We start from the raw sequence: 19,739 nt of genomic DNA, 5'->3' as shown, positions 1-19,739 counted from the left end.
AAAAGTAGTAAAAATTATGTCGCACATCACTCCTGCCTTCACTCCGAAATCATTTTTAAAAACAATCTCCATAATTCATTTTGCATTGGTTATGGGAGTATCACTTTTTATAATTGTGATGTATTTACAATCTGAAAACCAAAACTTCTCAATAGATTACATGGAAGACAGTATGATTTTTGTCGTTCCAATAATAGCGGTAGTTTGTATTTTAATAGCAAACTTTTTATACACAAATATGCTAAAGGCCTTGACTAAAAAAGTAACTTTAAAAGAAAAATTAAGTGGTTTCCAAACAGCTTCTTTAGTAAAATATGCTCTTTTGGAAGCTCCAGCATTCTTGGCGATTGTGGCATTTATAAATAAGGGAAACCAGTATTTTTTAATAATTTCTTTAATTTTACTCGGGTGGCTTTTAGTACAAAAACCTTCCCGCGACAGGATTGAAACAGATTTGCAATTGGAAGGCAAATTAAAAAGTGAATTTCAGCAAGAAGAAAAACCATTGCTATAACCGCTTTTTTAAGGCAAGCATATCTAAAACCGCAGTACGTTTTATTTTCTCTGTTTCAGTATAAACAAATTCAGGTGTGGCGTATATTTTTTTGGGTTTTTCATAGGTTGAGAGTTTTCCGAAAGCATCTGAATAATCTTCAAATTGCAACTGCCTTTCGCTTTCAACTACTAAAATAATACGTTCGCCCAAGGCATCATCCTTTTCCGAAGCGATAAAAAACGGTTTGTTTATGTATAGCGAAAGCTTTTCTTCAATCATTTCGGGATAAACTTTTACCCCACCAGTATTTATAACGTTATCAATTCTTCCCAAAAATTTAAACGAAGTTGGGGAAATTAACTCCACCACATCATTTGTAACAACCAATTCCTCAGAAATTTCAGGAGCGTGAATCTGCAAACAACCATTTTCAGTTTGTAAAAAACCCACTTTCGGAAGCGCAGAAAAAACAGCTGATTTCTCCTTTCCATTTATTGGTCGGACGGCAATATGACTAATGGTTTCGGTCATTCCATACGTAGCGAATATACTTGTATTCACATTTTGTAATTGTTGTTCCAATTCCGCAGAAACTGCTCCACCACCAACAATAAGCATCTTTACTTTGCGCAAGTTTTCTAACGAATGAAAAACCTGATAGGGCACCATGGCAGAAAAATCGAAATCACTGTCTTGATATTCCAACGGGTTCTTTCCGGGCGCAGCTGTGTGCAAATCCCAGCCCACAATCATTGCACGTACCAGCATCATTTTGCCAGCAATATATTCTGCCGGCAAACAAAGTAATGCTTTCGTACTTTCTTTTAAATTGAAATAATTTACGGTAGCTTCAGCACTGTTATTTACGTGCTTTTTCTGAATTTTAATTTCTTTTGGAGACCCTGTAGAACCTGAAGTTTTTACCGTTATAAAATTATTTTCATCAAGCCATTCCACGATAAATTTACCGATGGCACTTTCGTTGTCCTTTCCCGTTTCAACTAATTGTTTTGCATATTTCAACAAAACGTCGGAAGAAGCAAAAGCTTGGCCATTTAATCTAAACTTGGAATGTAGCAAGGTTTTCACTATTCAATATAAGTTGAATTCTGGGTATTTTCTTCAGCTAAAGCAATGGGTTCTTCTACTTTTCCAAAGAGCTTTCCGCCCCAATCCTTCCATTTATAACGATACGCCATAATTAACAAGAAAATTGGATACAGTATTAATACAGGCGCAATAACATCAAACCCAGCCGAAGGTTCAGAAACATCTTTTAAAATAGAATTGGATTGAAAAACGGTCCAATCTGCGGTAACCAAAAGTACAGAAATTAAATTATTGCCCGCATGAAAGCCAAGTGCAAGTTCCATACCTTCGTCCATTAGCGTTATTATTCCCAAAAAGAAGCCCGTACCGATGTAATAGATCATTATTATGTTTCCAAGTTTTTCAACTTCCGGATTCGCGAGATGAAGTGCTCCAAAAACTACCGAAGTAATAATCAAAGGCAGCCATCGGTTTTTTGCCAAAACGCCTATTCCCTGCATTAGATAGCCTCTAAAAAGATACTCTTCAAAACTGGTTTGTAGCGGAATCATTACAACGGCAATTGCCACCAAAATAATAAACGGCACCAAATTAAACTGAACCACATAATCTTCGGGATTGCTGTAATAATCTATTCCAGTAGCAATCAAAGTAGTTATGGTAATTACTGCAAAACCAAAGAATACACGTCCCCAATCGGTTTTTTTACGCGAAGTAGTAAGTTGAACGAAGGGTTGGTTGTGTAGGTATTTTACAACCAAATAAACTCCCAACAAACCAATTGCAAAACTCAGCAACATTAAAAATAATGTCAGGTTCGAATCCAGAACGGTCATTAATACGTTTTGATCCTGTATTGAAAAAATAGAGCCGCCTTCCGAAACCGTTTTTAGAAGCACCGCAATAATTAGTGGTACGGTTCCTATTTGGCTAGCCACAAAAATAATGATAAAACCTACCAGATAACGCCACCATTCGTGAAGCGATTTAAAAGCTTGTTGTATATACATTTTTTAGATTTGAGATATTAGATGTAAGACATTAAATTAATGTAAAAGGTTTAAACTTGAAAGTTCCAATCAACGGATGGATTATAGTGCAACGCACCGTTTATAACTTCCAGCGGACTTTTAATATTATTTGTGTAAAGGCTGCCCGTGCCCAAACCTTGCGGCAATTTACTGTTTTTTGTGAAGGTATATTGCGAAATTGCATTTAAACCTATATTGCTTTCCAAAGCCGAAGTAATCCACCAACCAGCATTGTATTTTTCGGCGAGTTTAATCCAAATATCGCTTCCGCGGAAACCACCAATTAATGAGGGTTTTAAGATTATAAATTGTGGATTTACGGTATCCAGTAGATTATTTTTTTCTTCTTCAGAAAAAACGCCGATTAACTCTTCGTCTAACGCAATTGGTAACGGACTGTCTTCACAAAGGCGTGCCATTTCTTGCCATTGACCCTGTTTTATGGGCTGTTCAATAGAATGTAATTGTAAATCTGAAAGTATTTTAAGTTTTTCCAACGCTTCTTGGGGTGAAAATGCGCCGTTGGCATCTACGCGCAGTTCAACTTCCTTTGCTGAAAATTCTTTCCGAATGGATTTTAAAAGTTCAATTTCAGTTTTGAAGTCTATAGCGCCAATTTTCATTTTAATACAAGTAAAACCTTCTTTCAATTTTTCTGAAATCTGTTGTTTCATAAACGCTTTATCGCCCATCCAAACCAAACCATTAATTGGGATTGACGCCTCGCCACGCGAAAATTCCGAAGGAAATGTTTCGAAAGGATTTTTTGATCGCAACGATTTAAAAGCGGTTTCAACTCCGAATTGCATGGATGGAAATTCGGTTAACGCCTCTACCAAATTGGTGTTTCCCATTGAAATATTATCACAAACCCACTGAAGTTTTTCTTCGTAATCGGCGCGGTCATCAATACTTAAACCACGAAGCAAACCGCACTCGCCCACCCCAAAAGCATCTTCAGTTTTTAGAATAAGAAAATAGGTTTCCTTGATATTTAAAACTCCCCTCGAAGTGCCGCTGGGCCGTTTAAAGTTTAGGATGTATTTTTGAAATGTTGCTTTTAGCATTGTAAAATTACCCTTTGACTGCGATTAGTACAGGCTTGTCAGGACGACATTTGGTTTATAACTCAATAGACTCTCCTATTTCGAGCAACATCAAATCTTTATCGGCATCGTAAAATTTGCGCTTCGCTTCATCGTGGTCTATTTCAATATAGCCAAAAGTATCGTAATGTACGCCCAGAACCTTATCGCATTGTACAAAATCGCTGGCAATTATTGCATCTTCAATTCCCATAGTAAAATTATCGCCTATGGGGAGAATGGCCAAATCTAATTTTGTGTGCATCGGGATTAATTTCATGTCCATCGTTAAAGCGGTATCGCCGGCAATGTAAATATTTTTGTGTTCGCCTTCAATTACAAATCCGCCAGGCTGGCCGCCGTAGCTACCATCGGGAAAACTACTGGTGTGTAGGGCAATTACGTATTTTACCTTTCCAAATTCAAACTTCCAACTTCCTCCGTGATTCATGGGGTGAACTTCAATGCCTTTGGCCTCGTAATGCGTTGCAATTTCAAAATTACTCACGATTATAGCGCCTGTTCTTCGCGCTATTCGGACCGCATCTAAAGTGTGATCTTGGTGGGCGTGCGTAAGTAAAATGTAATCTGCTTTTAAGGAATCCACATCTATTTTATCCTTGGCGAGATCGTTCCCGCTAATAAAAGGATCAACCAAAATATGCTTTCCTTTTATTTCAATGCCTAAGCAGTTTTGTCCGTAGAATGTAATTTTCATTTTAAATTTTTTTTAATATATAAATATACTAAACAAGATTGCAAACAAAAAAGTGCTGAGTGCAACCTTTTTTAATTCGGCATCGAGCAGCATTGGGGTCTTATTTTTAAAAACCGTCTTAATATTTAGTAAAAATGGTATAAACGCTATTAAATACACAAATTGCAGGGGTTCTTTATAATTTATCAGCGTATATAAAATAGCGCAAAACATTCCGACGAGCAACAAAAAGGCGTGATACCGTTTTGATTTTTCGCTGCCCATTTTTACCACCAAAGTATTTTTCCCAACTGCGGCATCGGTGTTAATATCCCGCATATTGTTTAAATTTAGAACGGCTGTACTAAAGCTGCCAATTGCAATGGCCGGCAACAGGAGCTGCCAATTAATAGTATGCGTAAATAGGTAGTAACTTCCCAAAACGCTCAATAAGCCAAAAAACAGAAACACAAAAACATCGCCCAAACCGGAGTAACCATAAGCTTTTTTGCCAACGGTGTATTTTACGGCTGCTATTATGGAAACAATTGTAAGATTGAAGAATACAAATGAAATTATAAAGTTTTTATTTCCGAAGGCCATAAAAATTAATATTGTTGCCAAAAAGAACGTAAGTACACCTGTAATTATCATTCCAATTTTCATTTGTTTTGGCGAAATAATCCCGGATGCCACCATGCGTTTTTCACCGGCTCGCTTTGCATCGGTTCCGCGAATGCCATCGCCGTAATCGTTAGCGAAATTGGACAATACCTGAAAACCAACGGTAACCAAAATAGCAAGCCAAAACATGGGCGATTCCAGAATAGATCTGCCTGCCAAACAAACTAACCCGTTGTAGTCTAGATCCAATTGCGATTGCAAAAGTCTGTTTTTTTCAAAAATCCCAGCACTGGCCCCTACAATAATACCAGATACCGAAAGCGGAAGAGTTCGCAATCGTGCAGCGGCAAACCAAGCTTTAAATTTTTTCATTCACTAATTTTTGGTTGGCAAAAATACATTTTAAAAAAGGGCTGTACCAATTTTTATGAATTCAGGTTACCATTTAATTAAGCTACCGATATTTTATTAAATTAGCTTTTCAGAATATTAAAAACTAAATTATGCAAATTTCAACTAGTTCTAATATCGGATTACTACTGTTACGTATAGGTTTTGGCGGAATGATGCTTACTCATGGCATACCAAAACTATTACAAATGTTTTCGGGCGATTTCGCATTTGGCGACCCCATTGGCATTGGTACTACAGCTACTTTAGTTATAGCGGTAATTTGCGAAGTTTTCTTTCCACTTTTGGTAATAATAGGTTTTAGAGTACGAATAGCCGCGATTCCGATAATTGTTACTATGGCTGTTGCCGCTTTTATTGTACACGCGGCAGATCCGTTGGGAACAAAAGAAATGGCTATACTTTATATGTTTGGCTTTACAGCTATTTCTCTTCTAGGTTCAGGAAAATACGCTGTTGATAAACGATGAGAATACGCTTAAAGTAGAAATATTAAAGGTGTTAGTTGAAAATCTTCACCAATAATTCTTTTAACAAATCGGCTTGCGAAAGGTTGGCAGCACCCACACCTTTACTTTTCATATCTATTTCGCGAATTGCAGCAATTATGGCACTCACTTGTTTCATTGGGTAATTACGCGCCGCGGTTTGGTAATCCTTTACAAAATAGGGATTAACTCCAAGTGCCTTTGCGGCTTCACCTTTATTGGAAAGTGCATGATATTTCAATACTTTTGAAAAGAAACTATACAATAATGCCACAGTCATTGGCATCGGGTTGTTTTTAGGGTTTTGTGAAAAATATTGGATGATTGCAAAAGCTTTTTTAACATCCTTGTTTCCGATGGCATTCTGAAGTTCAAAATTGTTGAAATCTTTACTAATCCCAATATTTTCCTCAATTATTTGTGGCGTAATTTGTTGACCAGGTTTTAAGATAAGTTGAAGTTTTTCGAGCTCGTTGTTTACCTTGCTTAAGTCGTTGCCAAGAAATTCAACTAGCATCTGTGCTCCCTTTGGTGTAATGGTGTACCCTTTCCTTGCCAAAACGCGTTTTATCCAATCCGGCACTTGGTTATCGTACAGTTTTTTACTTTCAAAAAGAACACCTTTCTCTACAATTTTTTTGGCCAAAGATTTTCGTTTATCAATCTTTTTATACTTGTAACAAAGTACTAAGACGGTAGTGGGTTGGGGATTTTCGGCATAACCGGCTAAATTTTCAATTGAACGCGAAAGATCTTGCGCTTCCTTTACAATTACCACTTGCTTTTCGGCCATCATCGGGTAGCGCTTGGCCTGGCTAATAATATCATCTACCGAAACATCGCGGCCATAAAGTACCATTTGGTTAAAACCCCTTTCTTCTTCGGACAGCACGTTATTTTCAATGTATTTTGAAATACCATCTATATAATACGGCTCCTCTCCCATTAAAAAATAGATAGGTTTGGTGTTTCCATTTTTAATATCGGTAATAATAGCTTTTACTTTGTCCAGCGGCATTGGTAGTAGTATATCTGTTCGAGTGCAGTGGTATTGTTTTTTAGTCTCCCGACTGCGCTCGGGTGGAATTTCAAATTAAATTATAAAAGGAAATACATTCAGAATTTGTTTCTTTGTTTTATGCAAAAACTCAATTTTCCGCAGTATTCCTTCCGCTTCAAAAGTAGCGAAAATAAAACGTTGGTTTTTGATGAAATTAGAAAAAAATTTGTGATACTCACACCCGAGGAATGGGTTCGGTTGCACGTTGTTCAGTTTCTTTTAAAAGAAAAAAACTATCCCAAAAGCCTTATAAATGTTGAAAAACAACTAAAACTAAACAACACCACCAAACGTTATGACGTGGTTGTTTATAAAAACGATGGCAGTATTTTTTTAATCGTGGAATGCAAAGCACCTTCAATCCAGATTACACAGCTAACCTTCGATCAAATTGCGCGCTATAATCTTGTGTTGGATGCCGAATTTTTAATGGTCTCCAACGGTTTGGAGCATTATTTTTGCCAAATGGATTTGCAGGCGGAGAAGTATGTTTTTTTAAAAGATATTCCCGTTTACAAATGAGTGCGTAAAACCCCTTCAAAAATCTATCTTTGCAACGTGAGTGTAGCCGTAGTAATTCTTAATTGGAACGGAAAAGATTTGTTGGAAAAGTTTCTGCCTTCGGTAGTGAAATTTTCTACCAACGCCACTGTTTATGTCGCCGATAATGCCTCTACCGACGATTCGGTTCTATTTGTTTCAGAAAAATTTCCGAGTGTTAAGATTCTTCAAAACAAGGTAAACGGCGGGTATGCAAAAGGATATAACGACGCTTTAAAACACCTTTCCGAATCCATTTTCGTTTTGTTGAACAGTGATGTGGAAGTAACCAAAAACTGGCTGCAACCCATTATTTCAGAGTTTGAAAAAGATTCCTCTATAGTTGCCGCACAACCCAAAATTCTCGATTACAAAAACAAGGAATACTTTGAATATGCTGGTGCCGCCGGTGGTTTTATAGATAAGTACGGGTATCCGTTCTGTCGCGGACGAATTTTTAATACGTTAGAAAAAGACAGCGGGCAATACAACGATGTATCGCAGATATTTTGGGCCTCCGGAGCTTGTTTATTCGTAAAAGCCGATGCCTTTTGGAAAGCAGGTGCATTAGACGAAGATTATTTTGCACATCAAGAAGAAATTGATCTTTGCTGGCGCTTGCAAGCAAATGGCGGAAAAATACTATATGTGGGAGCTTCGGAAATATTTCACGTTGGGGGCGCAACCTTAGCGGCTTTAAATCCGCGTAAAACCTTTTACAATTTTCGAAATTCACTTTTAAATCTTCTAAAGAACATTGCAGGTATTAACGCATTTGTCGTAATTTTTACGCGAATGATTTTGGATGCATTGGCTGCATTTCAATTTTTGTTTCAAGGTAAACCCAAACACTTTTTTGCGGTGCTAGAAGCACACTTCAGCTTTTATTTATTAGTTCCAAAATTTCTCCGCAAACGTAAAATTCACGCTACTAACATTGCATATTTCACAACCAAATCTATTGTGTTTCAATATTTTATAAAGAATAAGAAGATTTTTAACAAATTATAACCTAAAGTATTGTTAATCGTTATTACACTAAGTGGTAATTTAATAATTTTGGTTCGAAAATGTTGAAACAACAATCTAATTATAACCCTTATTAAACTATGAAGAAACTATTGATTTTAGCCGTATGTTCAAGTCTTGCATTTACTTCTTGTGTATCTAAGAAGAAATACGCTGAGCTTGAAGCGAAACAACAGACTACTCAAGATTTGCTGAACACGGCAACTGTTAAACTTAATGACTGCCTTGCAGAAAGAGCAGCACTAAATGCTAAAGCTTCTCAACTTGAGGCGCGTTTGGCCGACATGAAAAAAACCAATGAGGAGCTTATTCAAAGCTCAAAAGATCTTACTATGTTAACGTCTAAAGGAGCAACCAATCTTGAAAAATCGTTGGAGAGCCTTAAAGAAAAAGATTTAAAGATTACTCGTTTACAGGATGCGCTTAACAAGAAAGATAGCGTTACTTTGGCCCTGGTTACCAGTTTAAAAAGAGAAGTTGGTATAAACGATCCAGATATTGAGATAAACGTTGAAAAAGGTGTGGTTTACATTTCACTGTCAGACAAAGTTTTATTTAAAACCGGTAGCTACCAAATTTCGTCAAGAGCCAACGAAATTTTAGGTAAAGTTGCAAAAGTAATTAACGGCAAGCCTGATTTTGAAGCTATGGTTGAAGGCCACACAGATAATGTGCCTTACGGTAAGCGAGGCGAGTTGTTAGACAACTGGGACTTAAGTGTAAAACGCGCAACTGCAATTGTTAGAGCATTGCAAGACCTTGGTATTGCACCAGAGCGTTTAGTGGCAGCGGGACGTGGCGAATACGATCCGTTAGTACCTAATACAACCGCAGAAAACAGAGCGAAAAACAGACGTACTCGTATCTTGGTTCTTCCAAAAATAGACCAGTTTTACGATATGATTGAAAAAGAAATGAAAAATCTTGAAGCTGGAGGATAATAAATCTGAATGCTTAAAACATCAAAACCCAGCCTTAAAAGGTTGGGTTTTTTGTTTTTATAAAACCCTGAAATATTTGGGTAGCTTTTTGTATCTTGTATAGCGTATATATTAATTAGAAAAGAAAATCGCAATGGACGAATTCACCACCAATTGGACCCACGAAGAGTTAAAGGGCTATATGTTATTATATTGTGCACACGCAGATTTTAATGTTTCAAAAGAAGAAAAGGAATACATTAAATCGAGAATTGGCGACAAAAAATACCACAAGGTTCTAAAGGAATTTGAAAATGATAATGACTACCAGCAAATTCAAAAAATAAATGCTGCCATAGAAAGATTTGAATATTCTAAAGAAGAAATAGACGAAGCATTCCGCAGTATTAAAAAATTATTCCTCGCGGACGGCGAAATGGATATTTTAGAAAAAAACCTCTATCGCGGACTAAAACATTTATTAAAAAAATAAATTCTAACTATTAGCCACACCAAATTAAATATTATTGAAAATTTTTACCAAGCCTTTGCAGATTTAGATGCTGAGCGTATGGTGGCCTGTTATCACAACGAAATAACTTTTGAGGATCCTGCCTTTGGCAAAATTCAAGGCGAAAAGGCCAAAAACATGTGGCGTATGCTCTGTAAATCCCAACAGAACAAAAGGTTTCAAGTTATAGCGACTAACATAGTATGTACTTCAGAATCCGGAAAAGCGCATTGGGAAGCCTTTTATACTTTTAGTAGCACAGGTAGAAAAATACACAATAAAATTGATGCGACCTTTAAATTGAAAGACGGAAAAATTATAAACCATAAGGATAGTTTCAACCTTTACAATTGGTCTAAACAAGCCTTGGGATTTAAGGGATTTTTAATTGGTTGGACGCCATTCTTTAAAAACAAATTACGCAACCAAACACAATCCTTGCTTTTGGAATTTCAAAGAAAACAGAATACCGGTATTTAGAGCTCCAAACTTCCCTTACCCTCTCGTACAACTATTGGCTCAGGCCCCGTTAAATCTACAACCGTTGAAGCAATATTACCGCCATAACCGCCATCTATTACTACGTCTACTAGGTTGTCCCATTTTTCATAAATCAGTTCAGGGTCGGTGGTGTACTCTATTACCTCATCTTCATCTTTAATAGAGGTACTAATTATGGGATTGCCCAATTCGCGAACAATTGCTAAGGTTATTGCATTATTGGGAACGCGAATACCCACTTCCTTCTTCTTTTTAAATACAGTTGGCAAATTATTGTTGCCGGGCAAAATAAATGTGTACGGCCCAGGCAAGTTTCTTTTTAATAATTTAAAGGTCGGCGTATCTATTTGTTTTACATAATCGCTTAAATTACTCAAGTTTTCGCATACAAAGGAAAAGTTTGCCTTCTCTAACTTTACCCCGCGCAGCTGGGCTACTCGCTCCATTGCCCGGTTATTCTTAATATCGCATCCCAAGGCATAAACCGTATCGCTGGGATAAATTATTACGCCCCCCTCACGAAGTGTTTTAACAACGCGTTTTATTTCTTTCGGGTTTGGATTTTCTTCGTAGATTTTTATGAATTCTGCCATTGCAATTAATTTTATTTAAAATTACTCGAAATTTTATAAAAAGAAAATTTCCGGTATCGTTCTTCGCATAAAATATGATTTTTGGCGTTATCGTCAAAGCAAAATCACGCAATGAAAAAATTTTTTATACTACTTCTCTTTTTTGGAATTCAATATAGCTTTATTTCCTGTTCAAAAGACAGTGAAAACAATGAAGCCGAAACTTTAACCGAAACAATTTCCTTAAACGTTTCCTATGGCAATGACCCGCAACAAAAATACGATCTATACTTACCCGCAAACAGATCTGTATCTAAAACTAAAGTAATACTATTAATTCACGGCGGCGGTTGGGTTGAAGGCGATAAAAGCGATATGGATTTATTTATTCCGTATATAAAACTTCGGCATCCAAACCATGCAATAGTTAATATAAACTATGTACTTGCCGATGCAGATACTCCTGCCTTTCCAAATCAATTTTTAGATGTTGATGCGGTTATTAACAAACTAACTTCAGAAAAAGACGAACTGCAGATATTGCCAGAATTTGCGTTAATTGGCGCCAGTGCGGGAGCGCATATCTCGCTGATGTACGATTATGTGTACGATGCAGATGATCAAGTTAAAATGGTGGGCGATATTGTTGGCCCTACAGATTTTACCGATCCATTTTACAGCGAAAACCCTAACTTCCCTGTTTTAATGGCTGCTTTGGTGGATGAAAGTGCGTACCCTTCGGGAACAAATTATATGGAAGTTTTAAGTCCAGCTTTACGCGTCTCTGCTGATAGTAGCCCCACCCTACTTTTTTATGGAAGTGAAGATCCTTTGGTGCCACTTACAAATGGCAACACGTTAAACACAGCTTTAATTGCTTTTCAAATAGATCATAATTTTATGGTTTACGAAGGCGGCCATGGCGATTGGGCACCAATGGCTATAGAAAATATGAAGGAGCAAATAAGTACGTATATAGATACGCATTTGGCGGTTGCGCAGTAAATGCAATTAATTATCCAACACTTTTAATTTTGCAAAGCGAAGCAGTAATTTTTTTAAACCGCCGTTTTCAAAATCAATTTCAGCTTTTGTGTCTGCACCTACACCTTCAACTTTTAAGATTTTTCCTTTTCCGAAGCGCACGTGCTCTACCATAGTACCTACCTCTAAATTGGCGTCTTTGGCACTAAAATTTTTATCCGTATCGCTGGCTACAGGTTTTAATCGTCGCAACTTTCGAAGTTGTTCCTCGGTTGGACCGGTAGGAGCTCGTCCTGCCACTGGCTTTTTTAATCTGAGTTTGCTATGATCTACTTCATCAAAAATATCGGCATCTAAAAGAGGTTTATATCTATTTTCGGTAATTGGCGTTAAGTATTCTAAAAAGCTTTCGTCTATTTCCTCAATAAAACGGCTGGGTTCGGCGTCTATTAATTTCCCCCAACGATAGCGCGATTGTGTATAGGTAAGATATGCTTGTTTTTCGGCACGGGTAAGGGCTACATAAAACAAACGTCGCTCCTCTTCCAGCTCGCTTCGCGTATTCATGCTCATTCCGCTTGGAAACAATTCTTCCTCCATCCCGACAATATACACATATGGAAACTCTAAGCCTTTGGCCAAATGCACCGTCATCAAGGCTACGCGATCCGCATCGCCCTTGTCGTTATCCAAATCGGTAGCCAGGGCTACATCTTCCATAAATTCGGCAAGCGATCCTGTGGCATCGGCTATTTCTTTTTGCTCTTCTACAAAATCGCGCATTCCGTTTAGCAATTCCTCTATGTTTTCTATGCGAGCAATACCCTCTGGCGTACCGTCTTTTTTAAGTTCTTGGAGCAAACCGGTTTTTTTCGCCACATGTTCTGTTATGGTGAAAGCGTCGTAATTTTGGTTTAACACCTGAAAACTTTCTATCATTGTTACAAAATCCTGTAACTTAGATTTGGTACCCGAATTTATTTTTAAATCAATTTTCTCAATGTTTTTCATCACCTCAAAAATTGATCGATTGTAATGATTTGATGCCACAATCAATCGCTCCATAGTGGTGCCTCCAATACCGCGAGCCGGATAATTAATAACGCGTTTTAGCGCTTCTTCATCTTTAGGATTTAACAGCAATCGGAGGTATGCCAAAACATCTTTAATCTCTTTCCGTTGGTAAAAACTCAGACCCCCATAAATTCTATACGGAATGTCCTTTTTACGCAGTGCATCCTCAATGGCGCGACTTTGTGCGTTGGTTCGGTACAACACTGCAAAATCGCCATCGTGTAATTGATGGTTCATCTTATTTTCAAAAATGGAACTCGCTACAAACCTTCCTTCGTCACCATCGGTCATGGTACGGTTTACGAGTATTTTATTGCCCTCGTCGTTTGCAGTCCAAACCACTTTGTCGAGTCTGGTTTTATTTTTTTCAATTACGTTGTTTGCCGCGTTTACAATGTTTTTGGTAGAACGATAATTTTGCTCCAAACGGAACACTTTTACTTGGTCGTAATCTTTCTGAAAATTTAAAATGTTGTTGATATTCGCTCCACGAAAAGCATAGATACTTTGCGCATCATCGCCTACCACGCAAATATTTTGAAATTTATCTGATAGTGCCCGTACTATTAAATATTGGCTGTGGTTTGTATCTTGATACTCATCTACCAGAATATAGCGAAAACGGTTTTGATATTTTGCCAAAACCTCGGGAAAACGGGTAAGCAGTTCGTTTGTTTTTAACAATAAATCGTCAAAATCCATGGCACCTGCTTTAAAGCATTTATCTACATAGGCTTGGTAAATATCGCCCAATCGCGGCATTTTGGCCATCGCATCGGCCTCCATCAATTCAGGATTATTAAAGTATGCTTTTACGGTAATCAGGCTGTTTTTATACGAAGAAATACGCGAGTAAACTTGTTTGTATTTATACACGTCTTTATCGAGGTGCATTTCCTTTATTACCGCGCGAATAACGCTTTGTGAATCCTGCGTATCGTAAATGGTGAAATTTGAAGGGTAGCCCAACTTATCTGCTTCAAAACGAAGAATTTTTGCAAAAATACTATGGAATGTACCCATCCAAAGGTTTTTTGCTTCGCTCGCCCCTACAATTTCCGAGATACGCTTTTTCATTTCGCGGGCCGCTTTGTTAGTAAAAGTTAATGCCAAAATATTGAACGGGTCCACACCTTTAGACATTAAATACGCGATACGAAAAGTTAGCACTCGTGTTTTCCCAGATCCGGCGCCTGCAATTACGATCATGGCACCTTCTTTTTGCAGTACTGGCGCAAGTTGAGCTTCGTTAAGTTGTTCTAAATATTTTTCCAAAACTTCATTTTCTTCAAGGTGTGAAAATAGCTATTATGAAACATTCTCGAAAAAGGATTTGGTATTAATTATAAACAAATATTTTGTTGCCAAGCTAATTTTTACTTCCAAACAATTCTCTAGAAACATATATTTTTAAATATCTTTATAAAAAAACTAGCAATGGATTCTATCTTGTCTTTTCTTTCCCAAATTCCTTGGTGGGGTTGGGTTCTACTTTTTTTAGCGATTGTTGTAATTCGCGATATATTTTTTAATAAGCGGCATACTATTAGCCATAACTTTCCGCTAATTGGGCATATTCGGTATTTGCTCGAAAGTATTGGGCCCGAGTTAAGGCAGTATATTGTAGCCAACAACCGCGAGGAACTTCCTTTTAACCGTATTGAACGCGGATGGATTTACGCTTCGGCAAAAAACGAGAACAATTACGAAGGCTTTGGTACCGATCGCGATATTTATGAACCCAACTACATTTTCATAAATAACTCCATGCTTCCATTTAAAGTTGAAAAACATAATCCCAACTATAAAAACCCTTATTTTTTACCCTGTGCTAAAGTTATGGGCGAATTCCATAAACGCCGCAGACCGTATCGTCCAGCATCAATTATTAATGTTTCAGCTATGAGTTTTGGTTCCCTTTCGGCCCGCGCCGTAGAGTCTTTAAACAAAGGTTGCGCCATGGCCTACGCTTACCATAACACAGGTGAGGGCGGACTTTCTCCCTATCATAAAACTGGGGCCGATGTTGTTTTCCATTTTGGAACTGGATACTTTGGTGTACGTGATGAAGATGGAAATTTTTCCATGGAAAAAATAGTAAAACTCGTCAATAGCAATCCACAAGTACGAGCCATTGAAGTAAAACTTTCACAAGGTGCAAAACCTGGTAAAGGAGGCGTTTTACCGGGTTCAAAAATTACACAGGAAATTGCAGATATTAGGCACGTACCCTTGGGCAAAGATGTGCTTTCTCCGCCAAACCATTCGGCCTTTACTGACGTTAAAAGCATGGTTGAGTTTATAGAGAGCATTGCAGAAGCAACGGGCTTGCCGGTTGGTATTAAATCGGCTGTAGGTCGTTTAGGCGAATGGGAACAGTTGGCAAAAATTATGAAAGAAACTGGCAAAGGACCAGATTTTATAACTATTGACGGCGGTGAAGGCGGTACCGGAGCCTCGCCACCAAGTTTTGCAGATCACGTTTCGCTTCCGTGGCTTTTCGGCTTTGCAGAAATTTATAAAATTTTTAAAAAGCACGATATCTGCCAACAAATAGTTTTTATAGGAAGTGGCAAATTAGGCTTTCCCGCTAAAGCTGCCATGGCATTTTCCATGGGGGTAGATTTAATAAATGTAGCCCGCGAAGCAATGATGAGCATTGGCTGTATTCAAGCGCAGCTGTGCCACACCAATAAATGCCCCAGTGGAGTTGCCACGCAAAACAAGTGGCTACAGCGCGGTATAAATATAGAAGACAAATCTGTGCGGGCACATTTCTATTTTAAGAACTTTAGTAAAGAATTGTTAGAAATGACCCACGCCTGCGGTTACGAACATCCCTGCCAATTTACGATGGACGATGTAGATTTGACCGTTGGTGATAAAAATTTAATTAAAACCTTATCGCAATCGTTCATGTATCATAAGTGCGCGGTGCCCTTTGAAAGTATGAAGGCACTTTCTCAATGCGAATTCTTAGGAGGTAATTTCCACGAAAAAGAAGCTAAAAAAGAAGTAAAGGCAATGAAGAAAGAAAACAAAGTTAGGTATTGATATTTTTGTAAACTGTTTTGCCAAAGTGCCGCAAACAACTTAAGTTTGTTGCTAATTTAAAAATAAAATGGAAGAAGCAACCCAAGTTATTAGCTATGTAGCCTACCTTTTACCAGCAATTGTTGTGGGGTTAATCGCCTACTTTTTTTTTAAGGGCCATACGGCCAATGAAGAAGGCCGAAGAAGATATTTAGTTCAGAAAGAAGCCCAAAAGCAAGTATTGCCTCTTAGACTTCAGGCCTACGAGCGCATAACCCTATTTTTAGAACGCATTGACCCTAAAAAGTTGCTAATTCGCGTAAAGCCTTTTTCCGATGCAAAGGACGATTATGAAAGCTTGTTGGTAAAAAATATTGAACAGGAATACGACCATAATTTAACCCAACAAATATATATTACGCCAGAATGTTGGAATTTGATAAATGCTGCTAAAAACGCGACAATTCACATTATCCGTCAGGCTGCGATGAATGAAAAAAACAGCGATGTAGATAAAATGCGCGAATGGTTATTACAGCATTTTATGGAGGAAATTTCGCCCTCGCAAAAAGCCATGGCCTTTGTAAAAAAAGAAGTTAGCGAGCTTTTTTAAATAATTTTCCACAAACTAATCGTCGAGGGTACGTATTTCGTTTAACTCATTGTTTTTATGGTCGGCGTATTGGTAGCCCAACTCCCACCATTTGGTCATCATATTCTTGTCGAATATTAACGAATTGGTCGTTAATACCGTTGGGGTGTAATAGAGGTTTATTATTACATCTTTGTTTGTAGCCACAAATTTTCCGATTCTAATATTTTGTTTTTCAATACGGTCTGCCATATAATTGTGCATATTGGTGAGGAGCGAAAACACATTTTTAGAAGGCAAGCGATTGTAGTAGGTAATCTCCGTTTCCAAAATAATTACATCTATGGCAGTAGCTCCGCGATTTATGGCTTCTTCAATAGGCACCATACTCCCAAAACCGCCGTCGGCATATTCGCAGCCGTCTTTTTTTACAAGACTCATAAAAGGGGTGTAATTTGAAGAAATCCAAATCCAATCTAAAAAATCTGCGTATTCAAAATCGTTAACCGATTTGTATTCTACTTGATTTAGCGATAGGTTCGAAACCGTTACAACTACTTCTTTCTCAGAAGACTTTAAAATATTGAATTCTTCTTCGGTTACTGTTTTTCCTATCAGTTTTCTCAAATTTAAACTTTCACCAAAAGTCTTTTTGCCTTTAATAAAATTTCGAAGTACCGTTAGGTGGTCAATACCAATTTGTTTTCCGCCAAATTTATCTTTCTTTACCACAAATGGGCAACTGCTAAAAATGCTCTTTTGGTTTACCGAAGTATATACGTTTTTTATTTTTTCCACCTTGTCCAGCGCTAAGTGCGATATAAGCAAACTACCCGTAGATGTGCCAACAAAAAGATCGTATTTATAATTAAGTTTTTGAATTAAATACTGCGCCACGCCGCCTGCAAAGGCGCCCTTACTCCCTCCTCCTGATATTACCAACGCTCTCATTCCTTTATCATTGAATTTAAATAATTTGCCGCTTTTTCTGAAACCTGTTTGCCCAAAATTTTAATTTGATTGTGATATTTTTCATTTTGAAGCAGCTCCCCCAACAATTCTTTGGAAGTTTTTGCAAAACGCCAAGTGGGGTGCACAGTTGCTTCAACCAAATTTTTAAGTGTTTCCAAATCCCACAATTGAAGCTCGTTTATATAATTAAATGCTTTTTCACGAATTTCAAAACTATAGGTTGGGGAGGAATATTTTTTTAATTCAATTAAAAACTCTTCCTTTTTTAAAGTTTCATATCCTTCTGTAATCAATGCCAAGGCAAGCCACAACTGCCTAATATTTTTATTTTGAAAACCTTCAACACCTTTTGTTTGGTTAAGATAATCTACTCTTTTATCGGGAAATTGCATCCACAAGTTATATAGTGCCGTTTCATTGGTAACATAAGATTCATCTTTTAACAAACTTTCGTATTCGGTTTGAAGCTCCTTCGGAATGGTTTGGAGCGAAAGTGAAATAGCCTGCCGAACATATAGATTATTGCTGTTAAAAGCAGCTTTATACAACGGAAGCGTTTCAGAAAGCGGTTCGTCCAGCAATTGATACACGGCTTCCTGCCCAATAAAATCATTTGGAAAGGTAAGTGCTGTTTTTAACTGCAATTTCTTAGCTGAAATAGGCATTGCCCGAAGCGCAGAAATTTCAAAATAGTTTTTTATAAAAGGCGATTTCAACAAAGCTTGATAGGCATCTTCACTTTGAAAAGCCGATTGATACAACCAATTTTCTTCCCATTGGGTAATATCAACAAAGGTAGCAGCGCGCACTTCCTCCAAAAAATCTTCGGTGGTAACGTTGGTAAACTGGTATTTTAAAAGATAATTTGCTACAGCTAGTTTAAACGCTTCTTCACCAATCAATTCTTTTAAAATATGGAGTGCCCACGCCCCTTTTTGATAAAAGGTAAGCGAGCTGGCTTTCGGATTTAGTAGCGATTCACCTTTGCCCTCGTCGCTCATTGCCTTTAACTGCTCTGCGGTTTGGTACAATTGCCAGTAATAATAATCATCGCCAAAAACGTCTCTTTCCGCCAGCAGCGCGAAATAGGTTGCAAACCCTTCCTGCAGCCAATGATGCTCGTTTGCCGATGCGGTCACCAAATTCCCAAACCATTGATGCGCCAATTCGTGGGCGTTTACGTTTACGTAATTTCTATCGCTATAACCTGTGGAATCCACCATAAATGCTTCGGAAAAAAAGGTGGCGGTTGTGTTTTCCATTCCTGCATACAGAAAATCGCGTACGGGTACTTGCTTGTAGTTTTGCCACGGATACGGCACGCCAATTTCAGCTTCTAAAAAGTTGAAGATTTGTTTGCTGTAACGATAGGTTGGTTCAACTTTAAGTGAATCTTTCGGATTGAAGTATAATTCAATAGGAATTCCAGAGTTTGAAACGAGTTCTTTTTTGTTGAAATCGCCAATTGCGAAGGCTACCAAATAGCTGGACATTGCGTTTTTCATATTGAAACGCCAAGCATTAATTTCGTGTATTTTTTGTACATCTATTAATTTTCCATTGGCAATTACCACTTTATCACTTGGTGCCAAAAGTTGTAAATCGAACTCAATTTTATCGTTTACATCGTCAATGCTTGGCAACCAATGCGAAGTGTACTTTCCCTGGCCCTGCGTCCAAATCTGGTCTTCAAAAAAATACACCGTTTGTTTCGGCTTCATTTCGTACCAAAAAACTGCTTTGTACGTTTTATCTACTTTAAAATCACCGATAAACCAAACCTTATTTTCTGTGGAAGTTATACTGAAGTCTTTAGAGTTTATATCGTTTAATTGAATTTGTACGGCATCCATAAAAATGGAGTCTGTTTCTTTTAAAACCTTAAAGGTGGCAAGAAATCTTCCTTCAACTTTCTTTTCAGCAGCATCCGTACCGATGGAAGCATCAATCTTTAAAAAATCTACAACCGCTGTTTGTTGCGCTTGCAATCTTGAGTTTGTTGCAGACACAAGAACTAGCAGAAATAGTATTGCCGAAAATCTTCGCTGCAACTTAGTCGCGTTTAATTT

General features: G+C 37.7%; 20 protein-coding genes. 10 read left to right on the top strand and 10 right to left on the bottom strand.

What is annotated here, in order from left to right; translation table 11 throughout:
- The first annotated feature begins 16 nt into the window (after positions 1-16).
- Positions 17-514 carry a hypothetical protein gene (locus VZD24_RS00365; protein ID WP_279447430.1) on the top strand — a complete coding sequence of 166 codons (498 nt, stop codon included), beginning with the start codon at positions 17-19 and terminating at the stop codon, positions 512-514.
- Here VZD24_RS00365 and VZD24_RS00360 read toward each other — a convergent pair.
- Genes VZD24_RS00360 through menA form a run of 5 tightly spaced genes read right to left on the bottom strand, consistent with a single transcriptional unit; the run spans position 509 to position 5,355 of the window.
- Positions 509-1,585 carry an AMP-binding protein gene (locus VZD24_RS00360; protein ID WP_279447429.1) on the bottom strand — a complete coding sequence of 359 codons (1,077 nt, stop codon included), beginning with the start codon at positions 1,583-1,585 and terminating at the stop codon, positions 509-511. The genes VZD24_RS00365 and VZD24_RS00360 overlap by 6 nt on opposite strands.
- Positions 1,585-2,556, bottom strand: coding sequence for a CPBP family intramembrane glutamic endopeptidase (locus VZD24_RS00355; protein WP_342686669.1), 972 nt, complete (start codon positions 2,554-2,556; stop codon positions 1,585-1,587). The genes VZD24_RS00360 and VZD24_RS00355 overlap by 1 nt, the downstream gene beginning before the upstream one ends.
- Before the next feature lie 50 nt (positions 2,557-2,606).
- A complete protein-coding gene (locus VZD24_RS00350) occupies positions 2,607-3,644 on the bottom strand; it encodes an o-succinylbenzoate synthase (protein ID WP_342686670.1) in 1,038 nt (345 codons plus the stop codon).
- 55 nt (positions 3,645-3,699) lie between these two features.
- Complete coding sequence (locus VZD24_RS00345; RefSeq protein WP_342686671.1) at positions 3,700-4,380, bottom strand: metal-dependent hydrolase; 681 nt, start codon at positions 4,378-4,380, stop codon at positions 3,700-3,702.
- Between the two features lie 12 nt (positions 4,381-4,392).
- The gene (menA, locus tag VZD24_RS00340) at positions 4,393-5,355 is read right to left on the bottom strand and encodes a 1,4-dihydroxy-2-naphthoate octaprenyltransferase (protein WP_279447425.1); all 963 of its coding nucleotides are present in this window, start codon (positions 5,353-5,355) and stop codon (positions 4,393-4,395) included.
- A gap of 131 nt (positions 5,356-5,486) precedes the next feature.
- Between menA and VZD24_RS00335 the strand changes: the two genes are divergently transcribed.
- Complete coding sequence (locus tag VZD24_RS00335) at positions 5,487-5,864, top strand: DoxX family protein (RefSeq protein WP_279447424.1); 378 nt, start codon at positions 5,487-5,489, stop codon at positions 5,862-5,864.
- Between the two features lie 31 nt (positions 5,865-5,895).
- On the opposite strand, the gene holA is transcribed toward VZD24_RS00335, so the two are convergent.
- Positions 5,896-6,900, bottom strand: coding sequence for a DNA polymerase III subunit delta (gene holA, locus VZD24_RS00330; protein WP_373693805.1), 1,005 nt, complete (start codon positions 6,898-6,900; stop codon positions 5,896-5,898).
- Between the two features lie 120 nt (positions 6,901-7,020).
- On the opposite strand from holA, the gene VZD24_RS00325 reads away from it, so the two are divergent.
- From VZD24_RS00325 to VZD24_RS00305, 5 genes are all read left to right on the top strand, one after another.
- The gene (locus tag VZD24_RS00325; RefSeq protein WP_279447423.1) at positions 7,021-7,464 is read left to right on the top strand and encodes a type I restriction enzyme HsdR N-terminal domain-containing protein; all 444 of its coding nucleotides are present in this window, start codon (positions 7,021-7,023) and stop codon (positions 7,462-7,464) included.
- Positions 7,465-7,500: 36 nt separating this feature from the next.
- Positions 7,501-8,493, top strand: coding sequence for a glycosyltransferase family 2 protein (locus tag VZD24_RS00320; protein ID WP_342686672.1), 993 nt, complete (start codon positions 7,501-7,503; stop codon positions 8,491-8,493).
- Positions 8,494-8,591: 98 nt separating this feature from the next.
- Positions 8,592-9,452, top strand: a complete 861-nt coding sequence (locus VZD24_RS00315; protein ID WP_279447421.1) for an OmpA/MotB family protein — start codon at positions 8,592-8,594, stop codon at positions 9,450-9,452.
- A gap of 133 nt (positions 9,453-9,585) precedes the next feature.
- On the top strand, positions 9,586-9,924 hold the full coding sequence (locus VZD24_RS00310; protein ID WP_279447420.1) for a tellurite resistance TerB family protein: 339 nt from the start codon (positions 9,586-9,588) through the stop codon (positions 9,922-9,924).
- Positions 9,925-10,422: a nuclear transport factor 2 family protein gene (locus VZD24_RS00305; protein WP_342688758.1), complete on the top strand. Its 498-nt coding sequence runs from the start codon at positions 9,925-9,927 to the stop codon at positions 10,420-10,422. It abuts the gene before it with no gap.
- On the opposite strand, the gene VZD24_RS00300 is transcribed toward VZD24_RS00305, so the two are convergent.
- Positions 10,419-11,036, bottom strand: coding sequence for an L-threonylcarbamoyladenylate synthase (locus VZD24_RS00300; protein ID WP_279447419.1), 618 nt, complete (start codon positions 11,034-11,036; stop codon positions 10,419-10,421). The genes VZD24_RS00305 and VZD24_RS00300 overlap by 4 nt on opposite strands.
- 111 nt (positions 11,037-11,147) lie before the next feature.
- On the opposite strand from VZD24_RS00300, the gene VZD24_RS00295 reads away from it, so the two are divergent.
- Positions 11,148-12,020 carry an alpha/beta hydrolase fold domain-containing protein gene (locus VZD24_RS00295; protein ID WP_342686673.1) on the top strand — a complete coding sequence of 291 codons (873 nt, stop codon included), beginning with the start codon at positions 11,148-11,150 and terminating at the stop codon, positions 12,018-12,020.
- 6 nt (positions 12,021-12,026) lie between these two features.
- On the opposite strand, the gene VZD24_RS00290 is transcribed toward VZD24_RS00295, so the two are convergent.
- Entirely contained in the window at positions 12,027-14,348 is a 2,322-nt protein-coding gene (locus VZD24_RS00290) for an ATP-dependent helicase (protein ID WP_279447417.1), read from the bottom strand.
- A gap of 162 nt (positions 14,349-14,510) precedes the next feature.
- On the opposite strand from VZD24_RS00290, the gene VZD24_RS00285 reads away from it, so the two are divergent.
- Both VZD24_RS00285 and VZD24_RS00280 read left to right on the top strand, forming a co-directional pair.
- Positions 14,511-16,127, top strand: a complete 1,617-nt coding sequence (locus VZD24_RS00285) for an FMN-binding glutamate synthase family protein (protein ID WP_279447416.1) — start codon at positions 14,511-14,513, stop codon at positions 16,125-16,127.
- A gap of 67 nt (positions 16,128-16,194) precedes the next feature.
- Entirely contained in the window at positions 16,195-16,719 is a 525-nt protein-coding gene (locus VZD24_RS00280) for a DUF7935 family protein (RefSeq protein WP_342686674.1), read from the top strand.
- 15 nt (positions 16,720-16,734) lie between these two features.
- Here the strand turns inward: VZD24_RS00280 and VZD24_RS00275 are convergent, their stop codons facing one another.
- Together VZD24_RS00275 and VZD24_RS00270 are read right to left on the bottom strand one after the other, a co-directional pair.
- Positions 16,735-17,649, bottom strand: coding sequence for a patatin-like phospholipase family protein (locus VZD24_RS00275; RefSeq protein ID WP_279447414.1), 915 nt, complete (start codon positions 17,647-17,649; stop codon positions 16,735-16,737).
- On the bottom strand, positions 17,646-19,721 hold the full coding sequence (locus VZD24_RS00270; RefSeq protein WP_342688749.1) for a M1 family metallopeptidase: 2,076 nt from the start codon (positions 19,719-19,721) through the stop codon (positions 17,646-17,648). The genes VZD24_RS00275 and VZD24_RS00270 overlap by 4 nt, the downstream gene beginning before the upstream one ends.
- Between the last annotated feature and the right edge of the window lie 18 nt (positions 19,722-19,739).

This window comes from Aequorivita flava (genome assembly GCF_038742595.1).
In the GTDB taxonomy this organism is placed as follows: Bacteria; Bacteroidota; Bacteroidia; order Flavobacteriales; family Flavobacteriaceae; genus Aequorivita; species Aequorivita marisscotiae.
Note: the sequence above shows the minus strand (reverse complement) of the source record. Positions and strands in the feature narration are given on the sequence as shown.

Coding starts and splice junctions, on each gene's coding strand:
- VZD24_RS00365 (WP_279447430.1), top strand. CDS start 17: ATGTCGCACATCACTCCTGCCTTCACTCCGAAATCATTTTTAAAAACA.
- VZD24_RS00350 (WP_342686670.1), bottom strand. CDS start 3,644: ATGCTAAAAGCAACATTTCAAAAATACATCCTAAACTTTAAACGGCCC.
- VZD24_RS00335 (WP_279447424.1), top strand. CDS start 5,487: ATGCAAATTTCAACTAGTTCTAATATCGGATTACTACTGTTACGTATA.
- VZD24_RS00345 (WP_342686671.1), bottom strand. CDS start 4,380: ATGAAAATTACATTCTACGGACAAAACTGCTTAGGCATTGAAATAAAA.
- VZD24_RS00355 (WP_342686669.1), bottom strand. CDS start 2,556: ATGTATATACAACAAGCTTTTAAATCGCTTCACGAATGGTGGCGTTAT.
- VZD24_RS00275 (WP_279447414.1), bottom strand. CDS start 17,649: ATGAGAGCGTTGGTAATATCAGGAGGAGGGAGTAAGGGCGCCTTTGCA.
- VZD24_RS00295 (WP_342686673.1), top strand. CDS start 11,148: ATGAAAAAATTTTTTATACTACTTCTCTTTTTTGGAATTCAATATAGC.
- VZD24_RS00310 (WP_279447420.1), top strand. CDS start 9,586: ATGGACGAATTCACCACCAATTGGACCCACGAAGAGTTAAAGGGCTAT.
- holA (WP_373693805.1), bottom strand. CDS start 6,900: ATGCCGCTGGACAAAGTAAAAGCTATTATTACCGATATTAAAAATGGA.
- VZD24_RS00315 (WP_279447421.1), top strand. CDS start 8,592: ATGAAGAAACTATTGATTTTAGCCGTATGTTCAAGTCTTGCATTTACT.
- VZD24_RS00300 (WP_279447419.1), bottom strand. CDS start 11,036: ATGGCAGAATTCATAAAAATCTACGAAGAAAATCCAAACCCGAAAGAA.
- menA (WP_279447425.1), bottom strand. CDS start 5,355: ATGAAAAAATTTAAAGCTTGGTTTGCCGCTGCACGATTGCGAACTCTT.
- VZD24_RS00325 (WP_279447423.1), top strand. CDS start 7,021: ATGCAAAAACTCAATTTTCCGCAGTATTCCTTCCGCTTCAAAAGTAGC.
- VZD24_RS00280 (WP_342686674.1), top strand. CDS start 16,195: ATGGAAGAAGCAACCCAAGTTATTAGCTATGTAGCCTACCTTTTACCA.
- VZD24_RS00285 (WP_279447416.1), top strand. CDS start 14,511: ATGGATTCTATCTTGTCTTTTCTTTCCCAAATTCCTTGGTGGGGTTGG.